20 protein-coding genes are annotated in these 17,586 nt (G+C 52.7%); 3 read left to right on the top strand and 17 right to left on the bottom strand.

Translation table 11 applies throughout. The features are described 5' to 3' along the window. Positions 1–25: 25 nt before the first annotated feature. The 16 genes from CX664_RS04040 to CX664_RS03965 form a co-directional block, all read right to left on the bottom strand. The gene (locus tag CX664_RS04040) at positions 26–547 is read right to left on the bottom strand and encodes a flagellar basal body-associated FliL family protein (RefSeq protein ID WP_101745490.1); all 522 of its coding nucleotides are present in this window, start codon (positions 545–547) and stop codon (positions 26–28) included. A 40-nt stretch (positions 548–587) separates the two neighbouring features. Next, positions 588–1,685: a hypothetical protein gene (locus CX664_RS04035; protein WP_145999805.1), complete on the bottom strand. Its 1,098-nt coding sequence runs from the start codon at positions 1,683–1,685 to the stop codon at positions 588–590. Positions 1,686–2,119: 434 nt separating this feature from the next. Beyond that, positions 2,120–2,548, bottom strand: a complete 429-nt coding sequence (locus tag CX664_RS04030; RefSeq protein ID WP_180966369.1) for a flagellar export chaperone FliS — start codon at positions 2,546–2,548, stop codon at positions 2,120–2,122. Positions 2,549–2,757: 209 nt separating this feature from the next. After that, positions 2,758–4,104, bottom strand: a complete 1,347-nt coding sequence (fliD, locus tag CX664_RS04025) for a flagellar filament capping protein FliD (protein WP_101745487.1) — start codon at positions 4,102–4,104, stop codon at positions 2,758–2,760. 8 nt (positions 4,105–4,112) lie between these two features. Further along, complete coding sequence (locus CX664_RS04020) at positions 4,113–5,615, bottom strand: flagellin N-terminal helical domain-containing protein (RefSeq protein WP_101745486.1); 1,503 nt, start codon at positions 5,613–5,615, stop codon at positions 4,113–4,115. 9 nt (positions 5,616–5,624) lie between these two features. Then, positions 5,625–6,551: a flagellin N-terminal helical domain-containing protein gene (locus CX664_RS04015; protein WP_101745485.1), complete on the bottom strand. Its 927-nt coding sequence runs from the start codon at positions 6,549–6,551 to the stop codon at positions 5,625–5,627. A 5-nt stretch (positions 6,552–6,556) separates the two neighbouring features. Beyond that, positions 6,557–8,215, bottom strand: a complete 1,659-nt coding sequence (gene flgK, locus CX664_RS04010; RefSeq protein ID WP_101745484.1) for a flagellar hook-associated protein FlgK — start codon at positions 8,213–8,215, stop codon at positions 6,557–6,559. Beyond that, on the bottom strand, positions 8,212–8,499 hold the full coding sequence (locus CX664_RS04005; protein WP_101745483.1) for a hypothetical protein: 288 nt from the start codon (positions 8,497–8,499) through the stop codon (positions 8,212–8,214). Before CX664_RS04005 ends, flgK begins: the two co-directional genes overlap by 4 nt. Positions 8,500–8,672: 173 nt before the next feature. Further along, positions 8,673–9,746, bottom strand: a complete 1,074-nt coding sequence (locus CX664_RS04000) for a flagellar basal body P-ring protein FlgI (protein ID WP_101745516.1) — start codon at positions 9,744–9,746, stop codon at positions 8,673–8,675. Positions 9,747–9,769: 23 nt separating this feature from the next. Further along, complete coding sequence (locus CX664_RS03995; RefSeq protein WP_101745482.1) at positions 9,770–10,468, bottom strand: flagellar basal body L-ring protein FlgH; 699 nt, start codon at positions 10,466–10,468, stop codon at positions 9,770–9,772. 25 nt (positions 10,469–10,493) lie between these two features. Beyond that, the gene (flgG, locus tag CX664_RS03990) at positions 10,494–11,276 is read right to left on the bottom strand and encodes a flagellar basal-body rod protein FlgG (RefSeq protein WP_101745481.1); all 783 of its coding nucleotides are present in this window, start codon (positions 11,274–11,276) and stop codon (positions 10,494–10,496) included. 308 nt (positions 11,277–11,584) lie between these two features. Then, complete coding sequence (locus tag CX664_RS03985) at positions 11,585–12,313, bottom strand: flagellar hook-basal body complex protein (RefSeq protein ID WP_163372486.1); 729 nt, start codon at positions 12,311–12,313, stop codon at positions 11,585–11,587. 31 nt (positions 12,314–12,344) lie between these two features. After that, positions 12,345–13,550, bottom strand: coding sequence for a flagellar hook protein FlgE (locus CX664_RS03980; RefSeq protein WP_101745479.1), 1,206 nt, complete (start codon positions 13,548–13,550; stop codon positions 12,345–12,347). Positions 13,551–13,588: 38 nt separating this feature from the next. Next, positions 13,589–14,266, bottom strand: a complete 678-nt coding sequence (locus CX664_RS03975; RefSeq protein ID WP_101745478.1) for a flagellar hook assembly protein FlgD — start codon at positions 14,264–14,266, stop codon at positions 13,589–13,591. A gap of 43 nt (positions 14,267–14,309) precedes the next feature. Then, entirely contained in the window at positions 14,310–14,744 is a 435-nt protein-coding gene (gene flgC / locus CX664_RS03970; protein ID WP_101745477.1) for a flagellar basal body rod protein FlgC, read from the bottom strand. A gap of 270 nt (positions 14,745–15,014) precedes the next feature. After that, a complete protein-coding gene (locus CX664_RS03965) occupies positions 15,015–15,410 on the bottom strand; it encodes a flagellar basal body rod protein FlgB (RefSeq protein WP_101745476.1) in 396 nt (131 codons plus the stop codon). A 177-nt stretch (positions 15,411–15,587) separates the two neighbouring features. On the opposite strand from CX664_RS03965, the gene flgA reads away from it, so the two are divergent. The 3 genes from flgA to tnpA all read left to right on the top strand — a co-directional run bounded on the left by flgA (position 15,588) and on the right by tnpA (position 17,185). Continuing rightward, on the top strand, positions 15,588–16,304 hold the full coding sequence (flgA, locus tag CX664_RS03960; RefSeq protein ID WP_180966368.1) for a flagellar basal body P-ring formation chaperone FlgA: 717 nt from the start codon (positions 15,588–15,590) through the stop codon (positions 16,302–16,304). Next, the gene (locus CX664_RS26180) at positions 16,304–16,720 is read left to right on the top strand and encodes a hypothetical protein (RefSeq protein ID WP_180966367.1); all 417 of its coding nucleotides are present in this window, start codon (positions 16,304–16,306) and stop codon (positions 16,718–16,720) included. Before flgA ends, CX664_RS26180 begins: the two co-directional genes overlap by 1 nt. A 255-nt stretch (positions 16,721–16,975) precedes the next feature. Beyond that, on the top strand, positions 16,976–17,185 hold the full coding sequence (gene tnpA / locus CX664_RS28050) for an IS66 family insertion sequence element accessory protein TnpA (RefSeq protein WP_420810342.1): 210 nt from the start codon (positions 16,976–16,978) through the stop codon (positions 17,183–17,185). Between the two features lies 1 nt (position 17,186). Here the strand turns inward: tnpA and CX664_RS26175 are convergent, their stop codons facing one another. Next, positions 17,187–17,372: a hypothetical protein gene (locus tag CX664_RS26175; RefSeq protein WP_101745473.1), complete on the bottom strand. Its 186-nt coding sequence runs from the start codon at positions 17,370–17,372 to the stop codon at positions 17,187–17,189. Positions 17,373–17,586 lie beyond the last annotated feature (214 nt).

Below are 17,586 nucleotides of genomic sequence, written 5' to 3'. Positions count from 1 at the left end.
TATTCCGGGACAATTCGTTGTGTGATTACTGAATCACCATATTAATGATGAAGACATCCTCTACCCCCTTAGTAAGTGATAGCCCCGTCCTGTGTCGAACCGTAGTCAGAAGCTGTTTCCGCAATTCCTCCCGATTTCCCGTGATCATCACATCCTCGAATGTCCAGGATGACAGCTGGTCAAGCATGGCATTGAGAATGACCGGTCGATTCATTTCCATTTGTTCAAGGCATTTGCTTTTTCGGGTCATGATAGAAACGGATAACTGCATATAATGGAGTTCATAGGTTTCATCATTAGCCAGATTGACGATCATATCTTTAAACGACAGATATTGCGCAGGTCCCGGTGACGCGACAGTGGGCACTGGCGATAGTGAGTCGTCATCCTCCCGGAAAAAAAACCAATATGTTGCACCACCTGCAATAGCAAGCATGACAACCCCCGCCAGGATAAGAGCGATGAAATTAACCCTGCCACGTTGCACTGCTGGCCACTGAGCATAAGCACTGTTCTTTATGGTACGATCATCGTCGTCAGTCTTCATATTCTCTTCATGTTCATAGGAAAGCTCTGTTAAACAATGGCTAAATATGCAGATCAATAAGCGCCACACCGAAGTGCCGCGATAGAGCAATGGGTGACTGATATGCTGGTGAGGTTTGGGATGCTAGAGCCAAAAGATCTCCGTCTGTGCCAGAAAAATAAGACCTTCCTGCCAACTCTTCGGCCAACGGATGTTCCCTTCCCCGGCCTGACCCGGAATGATCAGGGGTGGTTAATGAGAGTGCTATTTTCAGCCCAGACTCCGTTGCTGAAGAACCACCGGGCCCTTCTTTATTCACTGAACTGCCGGGAATGTGCATCTGCTGAATGCTGTCGCTGACCAACTGCTGCAGTGTAGAGGAACAGCTTTCAAGGGTTGGCAGAGACTGCTGGCTGGCTTGCAGATTCACGGTGACCTCGCTGTTATGGCGAGTCATCACCACCTGCACCGTACCCAGTCCGGGAAACTCGGCAACGGCCCGGGCATAACGATCCCCGCCAAGCATCAAACAGTTTTTCACCGGGGCCGTTACCGGTTGAATTGCAGACGATTGACTTCCGGGCAATGGCTGGCGGACGCTGGCAGGTTCCAATCTTTTCAGAAGTGTATCCGATACCTCAGCTGTTACTGGCTGTATGGTTGTCTGACTTTCTTGATTGGCGGGCGACGACTCCAGGGTTGACTCTGGGGCTAAGGCCTCCTGATTCGACAGTATTCGCTTTTGTGTGGCTACCATAGAAAGCTGTGCAGACTGACGCAGCGAGCCAATCTCCATGGTTTGCTGAACGTCAGGTAACACCGCCTGGCCGGAAGCCTCTTCCCCCGGATGGTCAGGCTTAACTGGCCCCATCTCTACCGGGTCTGGTCTCCGGGTCAGTTGATCAGACGGCAAGTGTTGTGAATTTAACGTCAATTCGGGGTGAGGGTGAACCGCTGGAACTTCTGCATCTGTGGTCGTTGCCCACTCAATTGCCTGTATGTCGTCCCCGAAATCCGCTGTGTTGGTGTAGATAGTCGATGGTAAATCGGAATGTAAAGACGGATTCGAAGCCCCCTCAGGATTTATCGGTCCCAGAGGTTCGATCATCTGCTGCAGAATTGCCTGAAACTCATCTTCCTCCGGCAGTCCGTTCTGCACCAACCCGTTCTGTACAGACAGCTGCCCGGTTATCGCCTCCCGGGAATACGAGGCTGGAAGGAATTGTCCCTGAATAACTTCTTGCCACGGAGACACGGAGGCACGGAGAACAGAAAAAATCTTTTCCTCCGTGCCTCCGTGTCTCTGTGGCAAAGTTCTTTCCTGGCTGGATAGCATCGGAAATGTGGAAGTTATTTCAGGACTGTTCCGAAGTGCGTCGATCACACGGTCAGTCTCAGTGCCAACTGTCTCAATATTCATAAAAGATGGCTCTCTGTTTACGATAAACAGGCGGGCTCTTTCATCGCCCTGTTCATCCCATGGCATGGTCAGGGGAACCGAACTTTCTGCTTATGGCTGTTAATAACTTCGACATTTCAGTAAGCGCTGCCCGCTTCCCGCCACCCGCTGCCCGCAAAAGACAGGCTCCAGCCTTAACAAGTCTCAGTCATCTGCCCCTGCTGTAAGGCCAACTCATCCCAGGCACCTTTAACCGTATCGATCATAGACCGGGCGGTATTCAGGGGGGCAGTATCATTATCAGCGATCACGGATGTCAGACATGCAAGGCAGTGGTCATATAATTCAAGCAGCCGGGCGGGCAGTTCATTGGCCGACGGGGGCTGACCTTGCTGATTGTCGACCATGGCAAGGGCCTGGTTTCTTAATACCATCAAAATAGAGAGGGCGTGGTGAATCCGCTCTCCGCGAGCGGCACTGTCACCACTGTTGATATGGCCGTGGCAGCGGTCCAGGTCATCCAGGAATAATTGGTACAGCAGGGAGGTCTGCTGGAAAACACTCTCTTTCCGGGCCAGGTGCCCGTACTGATGCCGGGTGTACTCAGTGGCTGGAGACTTCATAATCGCCCCTTGGGAACTGTCCTGAAATAACTGCCACATTTTCGATTTTATCCAGTAAAGAAAAAACCTTGCCACGGAGACACGGAGACACAGAGGAAAAGATTTTTCTTTTCTCCGTGCCTCCGTGTCTCCGTGGCAAAAAGAGGCAGTTATTCAGGGGTAATTCCTTATTTCCAGTGGTGAAAATCAGGTCACGCAGGTCAAGTAGGTCAAATAGTGTCAACATAGGCCAGGTTCCGGTTCATGCGCTGTACGGTTTGCTCCATATTTAAAAACTGCTGATTGGTGCGCTGATGAAGCAATTGTCGTCTCATATCCAGTGCATACTGGTCCGACGCCAGCCGTTGCAAATCCCGTGACAGATAACTGATCCTCGATATTAAAGGGCCACTGCCCGATAACAGCGTGTCCATTTTCTGCGCCAGTGCCAGCACCGGCTTTTCCCGGTCCGACAGAAACTGCAGGACCTGGTAGGGCATGGCATTCAGCTGGTGGCGAAACCAGGCTTCATCCAGAGACCATAAACCGTTGCGCTCAGTACTGACCCCAAGATCCAGTAAACTGGTGATCTGCTCTGAACTGCTTAACCCGGTATCTGCAGACGTGGCGTTGACCAGTTTACGCAACTGACTGCTGATTCCCCTCAGGGAGGCGGGGGTGCCCGCATCGATCTGGAGGCCCTGGTTGTCCCTGGGGTCACTGGCTTGCAGCAGGTTATTGCAGTGATTGACAAATTCCGACATTGCGCTGACCAACGCCTCAACATCCTGGCTGACCTCAATGTATAGCTGCCGGTCAGGATCGGCCTGTTTCAGGGTCAGGCTCAGCCCGCTAATGGCGGGCTGGTTGACGTTGCCGGGCAGATACAGGGTGACGCCGTTAATACTGATCAGGGCATCAGCCGGAGCCACCTGTTCTGACATGATCTCTGCCAGCCTGGCACCGCTTCCGGTGCCACTGAGCGTCATACGAAGATCGGCCCCTTTTTCTGCACCGGTCAGCAGCAGCTGTTGCCCCGCCTTGCCGTTAATGACCGTTGCCCGGACTTTCCCCTGAGTGCCCAGCTGAATGGCTTTGGCGATGGTCGCCAGGGTGCTGTTGGCAACAATATTAACCGTCCAGTGCCCACCATTAAGGGCGAGATCCAGCGTACCTGCGTCTTTAAAGGTGGTATCTCTGGCAAACGGCGGGCTGGTCATAATTTGCGGTGAGGCCAGCTGATGGACCGACAGCTGATAACTGCCGGGATCAGGACGACCCCTGACGCTGACGCCAACCCGGTCGGACTCACTGGACACCGCAACCCAGCGGCCAAGACTGTGGCCATTGCCATTCACATGGTGACTGTTGAGACTGGCTTCCTGAACCAGCGCCCGGGCGGAGTGCTGCAGGTTACTGACCGCCTGATAGACCGAAACCATCAGATCCTGCTCCCGGGACAGCTGATTTTCCCGCCGTTTCAGGGCATTTTCCGAGGGTGCCATGTCAGCATTGACCACAGCATCCACCACAGTCCCCAGATCAAAACTGCCCGGCAGTGGCGCAACCGTATTCATTCAATGAGTCACTGCAACAAAGCCAGGACTTCCTGCTGCATGGTGTTAGCCCGGTTCAGGCCGGACATACTGGCTTGTTTCAGCACTTGATCCCGGGTCAATTTGGACATTTCGCTGGCATAGTCGGTGTCTTTGATCCGGCTTCGGGAGCCCATCATATTCTCCCGAACGTTCTGAAGGTTGTAGATGGTGTGCTGGAAGCGGTTTTGAATGGCACCCAGTGTGCCCCGGTTGGAATCCACGTCGGCTATTGCGTGATCAAGGATTTTGATGGCTTGCTGTGCACCAGCATAAGTGGTGATATCGATGGAATCTACCGGCATACTACCAGACTGGGCTTCCTTTGTGGCAGTGGCGAGCGTTGGCACTAAACTGCCATCGCTTTTCATGGTATAGGTGGCGTTGTTATCCGAACCGACCCACTTAATATCACCCACGACGGTCATCTTTTCTGACGTAATTGACTTTGCTTCCTCAGTTGCATCACCTGCATAATCGAGTGGCCGGGCTTCGGCAGTGAAGGTAAGGCTATTAGAACCTGAACCTCCTTCTGTAGAAGATGCAGACAGGGTGATATTCTTACCACTGCTATCAACCAATTTTATTTTAGGGCTGGTTGCCGTTGTTTTATCAACCGTTGCCTCAAGATTTGCCAAAGAAGCCAGCTCTTCCGCCAGTTTTTCTGCGGCCTCAGCAATAGTGGCGGCAGTCTTTGGCGAGGTTTTAGTAGTGTTATTAACGGTCAGGGAAATGGTGTCGCTTGTATCCCAGGTGGAGGAATCTCCGGCTGATAAGATCACTAATGCCGATGTCTTTGCCTTCCCGCTCATACTGGATACCGCGCTCGTTACCTTACTGGCAATGGATTGGGCGCTATCCCCGGCCTCTATGGAAATATTGCTTTCATTGCCATTAACCCCGATCGTCAGGCTCTGTGCTGCAATGGCGGTTGTTCCCGGCAGAGCCATGCCAGGAAATGTAAGCGTTGCCCCCTTCATGATACCAATGTCTTTACCGCTGACACTATTGACATTGACGGTAATAATCTCATTGGCGTAGGCACCCACCTGAATGTTCTTGTCAACAAACGAACCATCCAGCAATTTCTGTCCGGCAAAGGTGGTGGACTCGGCAATCCGGTTCAGTTCCGCCCCCAGCTGTTTCAGCTCCCCGTTCAGGGCAATCCGGTCATCGCTGCTGTTGCTGTCACTGGCGGACTGTACTGCCAGGTCCCGCATCCGCTGGAGCAGAGACGCGGTTTCCGTCATGGCCCCTTCCGCCGTCTGGGCAATAGAGATGCCGTCATTGGCATTACGCACCGCCACACTCAGGCCATTAATCTGTGAACTCATCCGGTTACTGATCTGCATCCCGGCGGCATCGTCAGCGGCACTGTTGATGCGATAACCGGTCGAGAGCCTTTGCATCGCTGTATCAAGACCGTTCTGGGCCCGCTCCAGACTGATTTGGGCTTGCATTGATGGAATATTGGTGTTGATACTGATGGCCATAACAGCCTCCTAGAGATAATCAAATAACGACAGGTTCGCTACCTCAGAAAGCCCTTTAAGAGCGGCTTCATACTGTACTTTCTGCTGATTCAGATGGCTGATGGCACTGATATAATCCAGATCACCCAGCTGCCCTGCCTGTTCCTGAAAGTACAACCTGGCCTCGTGAAGGTCACTGCGAATACCATCCAGTGCTTTCATTCGGGTTCCCAGGGCGGCATGAACGCTGCCAGCCTGATTCTGTGCCTGATCAAGCTGTACCAGGTAACCGGCAAGCAGCGTTGACAGGTTGGCGGGTGGAGCCTGAAGTGTCTGCGCTATCTGACCGAGCATAAGGATTACATTAAAACCTGATCCACCGTCGTCCACAGTAAAGCACAAAGACTCAGCACTGTCCGTAGACGACATTGTTATATCGGAGGCGACTGTTATTTGCCGTATGTCGTTATTGTTATTAAAGACAAACGATTCATTGCCATCACTGGCCGTTGAAACCGTCACCGGCGGTGTGCTGGTCCGGGAACCGGCAAACAGGTAGTAACCTTCGGCATCACGGCTGTTCAGCAGCCCGATAATTGCGTTTCGCCACTGCACAACCTGCTGCCCGAGGGTGGCCAGGTCCACCGCTGCCAGCCCGGGGTTGTTGGCCTGCAGCACCAGCGCACGGATATCCTGCAGGTAGCCTGTGTAACTCTGCAACAGGGTATCTTCCATTTGAAACTGGGACGTCAGGGCAGTAATGGAATTCAGGTATTGGCCGGTCTGGCTGATCTCTCTGTTGACACTTTGCAGTTGCGTCCAGCTGCCCGGAGCCTTGGCTGGTTGGGTTATCTGTTTGCCCGTGGCCACCTGGTTCCAGCCTTCCAGCTGGTGCTGACTGATGTTCTGCAGATCCTGCAAAACCATGGCCTGCTGTTGTGCTGTACTTACCCGCATCGGTCTCACCGACAAACTGCCAGCAATTCATCAATAATCATCTGACTGGTTCGTAACAGACGTGCATTGGCCTGGTAGAACTGCTGGAATCGCAGCAGGTTAGCCGCTTCTTCATCCAGATTAACACCACTGAGACCCTCCCTCTCGGCAACCGCAGCCTGATATAAACTCTGACTGGTTTTCTTCTGTCGTACAGCGGAAGCCGTCTGGTTGGCAACAAACGACTGAAGTAAAATATTAGCTTCCAGTACATCAGGAGAGCTCGCAGAATCACCGTTTAAACAGCCTAGCAGTGCCAGCAGATTCCGGTTGTCGCCGGGTCCTGAGCCTTGTGCCGCAAACGCCAACTGCTCAGGGTCGTTAAGAACAATACGCAATTGTGTGGCTTCATGGCGCCAAGGTGTTAGCAGGAACTGATCATTGATAGCCGGTGTTCCTGTCAGGTGAATGGTAAGGCCATCAATGGTAAAAGGCGTCGCTGCCGTCAGGCTACCACTGAATGATTGCCCGTCCGACAGTCTGGTTACACGACATTGATCAGAAGCCGTAAATACCAGCTGGTATTCCGATGGCACCAGCTGGGAAATATCGCCGATTGCAACGGTCAATGCCTCCGTCCCCGAAACCGTTGCCGGCAGGACCCGCTGCTGCATAGCCGATGTTGAGTTGATATCCTGAAACAGAGGCCTACCTTTATCACCGGCCAGATCAACACCCAGCTCCAGCTGAGAGTTCACTTCCGAGGCCAGCACCACCGCCATCCGCCCCAGCTGATTGATGACGGGCATCAGCCCATCCCGATGGAGCTTTTGCAGCCCTGCCAACCGGCCCTGCTGCGGTGTGACCTGAACAGCGACGCCCGGGATATTGACCATCACATCGGGGTTCATTGGGTCAGCAGCGTCCGGGTTGATACTGAGGTCAAAATACTGCGTGCCAATGATCAGGGGAATCGCCCCCTGGCTGGATGGAATCACCAGGTTAACGGCATTATTACTGTTGCGATAAACCTCCACCGATACCTGTTCAGACAGCTGATTAATCAGGTTGTCCCGCTGGTCCAGCAGGTCCGCATAGTTGCCATCGCTGATTTTATGATTGGAGCCATTGCCTTCGATGATCTGTTTATTGAGATCAGCAATGGCCGCGCCCAGCCGATTGGCCTCGGTGATCACATTGCTGATCTGGCTGGTCTGTTGTTGCGAGATGACCTGCAGCTGCTGACCCAGGGTATGAAAACGGTCCACCAGTTGTCCGGCACTGCCCAGCCATTGTTGGCGCAGGGGCAGAGATTCTGGGCGTGTTTCCAGCCGTTGCAGGTTGCCGATAAAGCCATTGAGCACCCGGGTTAACCCGGTATCATCCCCGCCGAGCAACTGGTCCAGCTGAACCATGGGTACGGCAAAGCTGTCTGCCATTGACTGGCTGGCACTGGCGCGAAACACCTGGTCGTTAAGATAGTCGTTCGATACCTGTATCAGATAAAGCACTCTGACGCCACCCAGTTGGTTCAGCAAACCGCCCCAGTGGCTCTGCTGGGTAATCAATACGGGTTGACGCCGACTAAACCAGGGGGTTTCGGCATTGGCAATATTATGGGCGGTATTATTTAACAGAATATCGGCAGTATTTACCCCGCTAAGCCCGATATGGTTGACGGTCATGGCTGGTCACCGGACAGTTTTTCCGTCAGCCGGTCCGCCAGACACTGTGCCAGCAACGCTCCGGCAAGTTCGTTCTGGAACAGTGATGCTGTGCCGTTGTGCTCTTTGCCGGCGAACAGTCCTGAGGTTTTCTGCAGATGACGGGTCACTTCCCCCAGTAACACCCGCATAAAGTCGTTGGATGATGCTTCGCAATCACGGTTGCTGCCGGTGACCGGCCTGCTGGCCCCCGCATCAAGGGGGAGTATAGGGTGGGTGGGGTGGGATAGCGGCGTGAAAACCATGGCAAACCTCCGATTGGGAATTGTTCCTGAATAACTTCCTCTTTTTCGCCACGGAGGCACGGAGTCACAGAGGAAAAAGAAATTTCTTTTCTCCGTGTCTCCGTGTCTCCGTGGCAAGGTTTTTTCTTCACTGGATAAGATTGGAAATGAGGAAGTTATTTCAGGACAGTTCCTCACATGATCACCAGCTCACCCTCCATCGCCCCAGCTTCCTGGATAGCCTGGAGAATTGAGATCAGTTCATTGGGCGTCAGTCCGGCACTGTTCACCACATTAACAATATCGGACAGGCTGGTGGTGGCAGGGACAATAAACATGCCACCGGTTTTTTGTATGATGTCGACGGTGCTTTGCTCCTCGATTTGTGTGGTCCCAATGGAAAACGGGTTGGGCTGGATCACGCTGGGACGCTCCATGACTTTCACGGTGGTGGAACCATTGCTTACGGCTACCGGGCGAATGCGGACATCGGCACCAATAACGATGGTTCCGGTACGGGAATTGATCACGACGCGGGCCGGGGTGACGCCCTGGGGAACATCCAGAGTCTCCAGCATGGACAGAAACGTCACCCGGTTATTCCGTCCCTCGGGTACCGTGACTTCAATCTGGCTGCCATCTACTCCCCAGGCAATATGACTGCCAAAGTGATCATTGATAGCCTTGACCAGTAAACGGCTCTGGCTGTAATTCTGCTCCCTGAGATTTAATCGTACGACATTCGACGTTATTTCTGGAGGAATGATCGACTGTTCAATGGTGGCACCTCCCGGAATGCGTCCGACCGTCGTTGTATTGATACTGATCTGGGTGCCGGTAGCGCCCTGGGCAGACACTCCGCCAACAATCACTGAACCCTGGGCCAGGGCGTAGACCTGGCCATCAATACCCCGTAATGGTGACGCCAGAAGCACACCGCCACGGAGACTTTTGGCGTCACCAATCGAGGAAACCATCACATCAAGCGTGGTTCCCGGGCGGGCAAAGGTGGGCAGGTTGGCACTGATACTGACGGCAGCAACATTCTTCATCCGCGGATCACTCCCCGGGGGTAACTGAATACCAAACTGGCGCAGCATGTTGACCATGGACTGACTGGTAAAAACGGTTTGACGGGTCTGGTCGCCAGTACCCTGCAAACCAACCACCAGGCCATAGCCGATCAACTGGTTTTTGCGCACACCTTCTATATCGACCAGGTCCACCAGACGCACTGCCTGACTGATCGGCGAAAAAACAAGCGTCATCAATAACAGCCAGACCAGCCTGTTCAAAATGGAAACCAGCTGCTGTTCAGAATACGGGAGAGCCAGCCCTGGGTGTTGGCCTGGGCCAGGTCGCCCCGGCCGGTATAACTGATTTTTGCCTGGGCCAGACGCAGCGAGGAGACCTTGTTGTCCTGGGTAACGTCTTCAGGGCGCACCACACCGCTGACAAAGATGACTTCATCACCCTGATTCAGCCGGACCATTTTGCTGCCCTTAACCAACAGCGCACCACTGGGCAGCACTTTTTGCACGACCACGGTCACCGAGCCGGTTAAATGGTTTTGCTGGGAGGTCGATCCTTTGCCGCCAAAGTTCCGGTTGCTGCTGAGTTGTGTGTCCAGTCTCGAGTATTTGTTCCCGAATACCGTGGGGGGCGCTATGGTGGCACTGGCATTTTTGTCCAGGCTGGTATTGGCCTTTTTACTGGAGAAGGTCTTTTCCTGCAGCATCACGGTCAGAATATCGCCGGGGCGATAGGCTTTCAGATCATCAAACAGGCGCATACTGGTGGCATATGTATAAAGACTGCCCGGTGCCGGTGCCGGAGGGGGCTCCGGGGCACGGGTAAGCACGGGTTCAGTGTCTTCATCGTCGGCATTATTCAGGGGCTGGTTGTGTGGCAATACCACCTGACAGCCCGGCAACCCGATCACCAGCACAGCGATCAGCCAAATAAACGTCGATGTAACTGTTTTGCCCATAGGGTGCATCCGGTTTGAATTGTTCCTAACTGCTTTTCACCAGATATTCCTGGGAATTACTGGCCACATCGATGGCCCTGGCCTGCATTTCATAAGCCCGCTGAATCATGATCAGATTGACCAGCTCTTCCACCACATCGACATTGGAGGCCTCAAGGGAAAACTGCCGGATTTCACCAAGACCATTGGTGCCGGGAACGCCCTCCACAGGGGAACCGCTGGCAGCGGTTTCCAGATAGAAGTTATCGCCGATGGACTGCAGCCCCATGGGATTGATGAAATTAACCAGAGAGATCTGCCCCAGAACCTGAGCTTCCGGGCTACCGGGCATGGCAACGGATACCGTGCCATCCTGACCAATGGTGATGTTCCGGGCTTCCATCGGGATGGCGATCACCGGCTCTATCGGCTGGCCGGTGGCCACCACGATTTCACCTTCGCCATTGAGCTGCAACTGTCCGTTACGGGTATAAGCCATCTCTCCGGAAGGTAACTGAACCTGCACAAAGCCATCGCCGACAATAGCCAGATCCAGCGCATTACCGGTATTCTGGACATTGCCATTGGTAAATATTTTCTGGGTGGCGGTGATTCTGGCACCCGTACCCACCTGCAGGCCGCTGGGCAGTTCATCCCCACTGTTGGCCATTGCTCCGGCCTGTTTCAGGGTGGTATAAAACTGATCCGCAGCCACCACCCGTTCTTTTTTATAGCCATAGGTGCTGATATTACTGAGGTTCTGGGAAGCAGCCATCATTCTGGCATCCTGCAGGGTCAGGCCGCCCTGGTTTATCCACAGACTGTTCATGGTGATGCTCTCATTAACTAATCTCCTGAAGACGGAAGCGGTGATGAACTCGTTCTCACAAAGAGCGAGAGTGTGACAAAAGGTATAAAAGCGTTGAACCACAAAGACACTAAGGCACAAAGGAAGCCTTTTTTGTTTGCCGGGCGCAGCTCACGCAAACCCGAAAAAAACTTTGTGTCTTTGTGCCTTTGTGGTTCCCTAAAGACACTAAGGCACAAAGGAAGCCTTTTTTGTTTGCCAGGCGCAGCTCACGCAAACCCGAAAAAAACTTTGTGTCTTTGTGGTTCCCTTCTTTTTAAGGCTTTCAGCTACCAGCGCCGGGTCAGGTTCAGCAACTCATTGCCTCGCCCTGCCATCTGATCAAAGGCTGATAACATACGAACATGGAGATCCATGGTTTTTCCAGCTTCCACCACATTCAGGTACTCCGCCATCAGGTCAACATTGCTCTCTTCAAGCGCCCCGCTGACCATCTTAACCCGTGGATCAGGGACTGGCGCACTGCCATCCGCCAGCCTGAACAGGCCATTCGGGCTCCGAATCAGGTTGGCCTGGGGGGGATTGGCAAAGCGGATACGCCCCACCTCTTCAACGTCTTGACCACCGGCAGGAACGACACTGACAGACCCCTCACTGCCAATGGTCAGCTGACTGAATGCAGGAATGGTCAACGGCCCCGTCTGTCCCATGACGCGGGCACCATTGCCGGTCAACACCTCACCCGTTGCGGTCAGACTGAGCAAACCGTTTCGGGTCAGCCCTGCCTTTCCGCTGGCATCTTGCACCACTAACCATCCGGCACCGTCGATGGCAACATCCAGCTGGCGTCCTGTGGGTCTCAGAGAGCCGCTGGTAAAATTGGTGGCAGCCTGAAGGGAAAATGCGGGAGCCCGTTGTTGGGCCATTGCCGTCTGTGTCTGTGCCAGTTTTTGGGCAAATACCGAGTCGCCCCGGTAACCGGGCACCGACTGACCGGATAAATTACCCGCAAACACGGACAGGCTTTGCCAGACCCGTTCGGCACTGGCGGTGGTCATCTGCATTCCGGAAAACATGGCCAGGTGCCCGTCAGGTGAGATTGATCAGTGTTTGTGACAGGACATCTTCTGCCTGGAAAGCCTTGGCGCTTACCTGAAAGTTGCGCTGGGCGAGAATGACATCCGACAACCCGCTGGCCAGATCCACATTGGACTGTTCAACAAACCCCGCCCTGATAAGGCCCGCGCCATTAAGGCCCGATGGACTAAAGAGCGGAGTGCCGGATACCATAGACGACATCCAGGTATTATTCCCATTAACCACTAACCCGTTATCATTGGGAAAGGTAGCCAGTGCCACCTGACCAAGCAGGTATTGTTCACCATTGCTGTAGCTACCCTGCAGAAAACCGTTGTCGGCAAAACTGACCTGGTTAAGGCTGCCCGCCATTTGCCCGTCAACCACCAGGGGACGGAATGACGAATCAATGGCGAACTGGGTGATGCCGGAAAAGTCCATGGCCAGGGGCTGGAGAACGGCACCTGAGGGCAGCTCCGGTGGTGTCAGTGAAAACTGCGCATCGGCGGGTGTCGTCAACAGGCCTGAGCTGTTGAATGTCAGGTTTTCTGTCTGTTTGAGGGACTGCCCATCCACCTGAAATTCAAGCAGCCACTGACTGGTCTCGGTTTTGGTGAAATAGCTACCCAGCGTATGTTGTTCGCCAAGGCTATCGAAAATATTCAACGCTCCGTACCAGCTGAATGTCCTTGGGTCTGACGGGTTAAGGGCAACCGTCGTACGATTAATCACCGGTTCACTGGCATTGAGGTTAATGGTAGCTGATGCTTTGGTGGTTGCTTTGCCTGGCCGGTTAGCCTGAATGACCTGCAAGTCAACCAGTTTTGAGGTATCAACCGCACCCTGATTATTGACACCAAAGCCCCTGAGGCGGTAACCACTGGGGTTCACCAGATAATTCTCCTTATCCTGTGTAAACAGGCCTGCCCGGCTGAAGAGCTGCTCTCCATTATTGCCAAGGACAAAAAAGCCCTTGCCATCAATGCCCAGGTCAAAGGCATTACCCGATTGCGTCAACTGTCCCTGGGCAAACTCCTGCCGGGTTGCCAGCAGAGTGACCCCGGCCATATCCACCGATGCAGTTCCCGCCTGGGCATAGGCATCACCAAGAATCGCCCGGAACGACTTATAACCATTCGTTTCCGCATTGGTCAGGTTCTGGCTGGCTATTTCCAGCTGACTTTGGGCGGCATTCATGCCGGAGGTACTGATTGACATAGACGCTTACCTCACCGATGAGACAACAACAGTCAGCCTTATGGTCGGGTCACGGAATGAATGCTGGACAGTGCCACAGGCTCGATGGCCTCAAGCCTGATCTGTGGTGCCTGATCAGAGCTGTTGAAAACAATACTGTTTGCTTTACTGACCAGCTGCACAGGAACCACTTCACTATCACCATCCAGGGTGCTTTGCAGCCAGTACTGACCATGAGGCAGCGAGCCAAACAGTTGGTCCAGGCTTTTCTTTATGGAAGTACCCGGTGACTCATTATGACGCCCCTGATAATGGGCTTCTTTTACCGGGGTACCATTTTGATCGGTGAGCAAAAAATGCAACAAGTGCCCTGTACCTGGCGAAGGAAAGGCCAGGGCTAATTTATTCCCATCGCCATTGAATGAAAACTGGCGGGCATCAATAGCGACCTCCTGACCCAGCAGTGCCGTAGCGCTGGACAGTTGGGCCGTTGCAAACTGATCGCTCAACCGGCTGATACCGGCGTGGATATCTCTTAACTCTGATACGGAAGTCATGGCCGCCAGCTGATTCAGCAGATCACCGCTTTCCATCGGTTCAAGCGGGTTCTGGTGCTTAAGTTGAGTAATCAACAACGTCATAAAGTTTTTACTCAAGGCACTGGAACTGTCGGGAGAAGGCAACGACGAAGCGCTACCACCGATGAAGGGCACTTCGTGTTGAATGGATGAAATCATAGTGATACCCACTTAGTCAGAAAATACGATTTCATTTGGTTAACTACTTATGAACACCGATCAGCTCCAGTGCCTGGCCCTGCATGTGACGGGCGCTGGTGAACACCGAGACAGCCGCATCAAAAGAACGGGCTGCCGAAATCATGGTCGCCATTTCTTCAATCGTGCTGATATTCGGGTAAAACACTTCACCGTTGGCATTAGCCAGAGGATGGCCCGGCTGATAGCGCACCTGGGGAGGTGACTTATCTTTGATAATGCCCGCTACTTCAACGGTAAACGCCGGAATATTCTCTCTGGCAGCGGAGCCAGCATCTACGGTTCTGGCCTGAAGTAACGCTCGCCCCGGCCGCAGCACCTCAGCAGCAGACGCTGCTGCAACCTCATTGTAAGAGAGCGCCTCGGCCACCAGTGTCATACGGGTTGCCTGGGCGACCATGGCGTAACCAGACATAGCCTGAACCAACTGCAGACTCATAGGGTTCTCACTTCATCGAATTAACAATTTATGACGTCTATTCTCGGACAGCCTCCTAGGTAGTACATGGTTTCAATGGGTTTGATGTGTACAATCTCCGTTCACCCTGAGCGCCCTTCGACCCCGCTCAGGATGCACGGACGAAGGGTGCTTGGCACAATCTATCAGAGTCCGGAGTTTCCGCCTTTAGGCCCTATGGGTCCTTCGACAGGCTCAGGACGAACGGAGTGCGGAGGCACGTCAACCCGTCAAACTCATTGAAACCATACACTAGCGACCACTGATCACCTTATCCAGCATGCTCAGACGCTCCCGGATTAACGATATGCTGATATTGTACCCGGCCATCGACTGTGCAAGTTTTGCCTGCTCCAGTGCCAGAGATACATCGTTACCATTTTCCGAGGCAATACCGCCTGAATTTTTAAAGGCAATGGATAACTCAACATCCGCCAGTTGATTTGGGGTGATATGCCGTTTGTCTGAGACCGACAAATCCTGAGATAAACCATAAGCCGAATGGTAAGTGTTGAGGTTAGCCTCAAGTGCCCGGTATTGTGGTGTTTCAATATTAAAAATATTGCCTGACTGGATGGCAATCTGAGAGCTTCTGAGCTGTGCAACTCTTGGGTGTATACCCATGGCCGACTCAAATGAAATCAACATACAGGCTATCTATTCGTCTATATTAAGTCGTGTGTAAAGAGTAGTACGTTGTCGTAAAAAATGTATTTATTTGTCACATATTTTATTCTCCACAGGAAATTATCAATCAGTCGTCGTTTTGTTTTATCCCTGTGTCTGTGCTTGCTCAATATTCCCAATATTGCAAACGCCCATACAGTGTCATGTACGGATACCAGCCCGCAGTCAGATCAATCAGATAAGAGTTCTGATCAAAGGGTTCAGGGGGAGGTCATCAGTCAACTCTGTGAGCATTCGCGCTTATTGGCTAAACGTTTTAACGGCCGTAATCCCCGGGTGGTTTTGCTGCATAAAGAACGCTGGCAGCAATTGCCAGACTGTCCGGTAACACCGGATATCCGCTTCTCTGCCATGGCTCAGAACGGTAAACTGCCATTATTGATCAGCTGTCCTGATCATCTCGGCACCTTCCCGGAACACCGCTGGAAACAACGGCTGGCGGTCAGAGTGGATTTTGACGTATCGGTATTGCTTGCCGACAGGGATCTGAACCGGGGCGAGGCGTTGTCGGGGCCAGGACAGCCGAGGCTGAAAACATCAAAAGTTCGTTTGAGTTCCCTGAAACCGAATGTATTTCAGGATAATCCTTCCGGATACATCGCTACCCGAAAGATTGGTGCTGGCACTGTGATTACCACCGATATGGTAAAAAGGGCCACTGCTATCCGTCGGGGGCAGCATTTAACCATTGTTGTTCAATCAGAAAATATCGAATTAATTACCACCGGTGTCGCCATGGAAAGCGGCCATATTGGTGATATTATCCTGGTTCAGAAAGAAAATGGCAGACCGTTCAAATGCCGGGTGATCAATGAAGGTGAGGTACGCCCGGTTGAAGGGGAGAGGCGGTCATAATGTCCGATGATGAGTCTCAAGACGATGGGGGCCAAAAAGAGAGTTCGCAACTTCATCAGTTACTGCAAAATCTGGAGAGGCTGTTGAGCCTTCAGGCCCGGGCAATAACCCGAAAAAATATTGAGTCAGTGGTGCACTTATCAGGGGAATGTGCTGATATTTGCCAGCAGTTAGAACCCATCTTATTAGCATCACGTCAGGATAAAATAACAAGTGACAGTCCTGTTCAGGTGCTTGAAACAGAGCGATTGATCCGGTCGTGCCGGGCACTGCAACAGAGTAATAGCCATCAACTGGCGAGACTGGCCGATTATTGCAATACGTTTATAGAGTTGCTCCGTGGGCCGCCCTTATCCTACGGTAAAAATGCGACTGTCAGATATCAGTCCAGTCGTAATACTTTGTGCAAATTGTAAAATAAAAAAGAACACCAAAAGATTTTAAAGCCACAACAATCAAATATTTCGTCCTTTTGCTGATAAAAGTGTATTCAGAGGTCTCTGGCGATTTCACCATTTGGCTCGAACAGGGTTTAAATCGACATAGGCCATAAGCAGAGCCGCTTCGTCGAGCAGCGCCTGGCTTTTGTAACGTCCTTCCCGGAACGTAACCGCCAAAATAACCCACGTCCTACCCCGCTGAGATTTGATCGTGGATCATAAAACCTCTGATTGCATGGAGGCTCCGATGACCACCCAGAAATCACTAAAGAACAATGGCTGCAACGGATCGAAGCCTGGCACGACTCCGGGCTTAGCCAAAAAGCCTGGTGCCGACAAAATGGCGTCAGACCATCACAGCTTGGTTATTGGAAAAAGAAGCTGTGTGCAGGCATCTCAAGAATAAGCCGATCCGGCGGGGTTGGCTATTACGCTGGTTAAATTAGCGTTTACGTTCTATTGTTGTCATCCCCAGACGATTCTCCAATTGGAAACAGGTAATCCCCGAAGAAATCATGCAGTCACCTTCCTCCTCAGTAACCGCAGACACGGCATCCCCGTTAACATCCACTGAAGCCGGAAGGCACCAGCCAGCAAACAGCCGAAAACAAGAAAGAAAGCGATCCATGTCAGGTTACCAGGTGGAACAGACAACAACGGGCACTGGAACATTTCCACCGCATCAACTGCAATCTGAATCCGGGCCCATCCCATCCATAAAGCGCAGGCGTGTTACTGACAACAGCAGGAGTATTGTGTGTTCTGCAACTTCGCTACCTGCTAATCCGGAGCCAATGGAGACCGAACCGGCCATGCCTGCTGACGCAGCTTCCAGGCTTCCG

Origin of the sequence: Endozoicomonas acroporae, assembly GCF_002864045.1 — a bacterium.
GTDB lineage: Bacteria > Pseudomonadota > Gammaproteobacteria > Pseudomonadales > Endozoicomonadaceae > Endozoicomonas > Endozoicomonas acroporae.
Note: the sequence above shows the minus strand (reverse complement) of the source record. Positions and strands in the feature narration are given on the sequence as shown.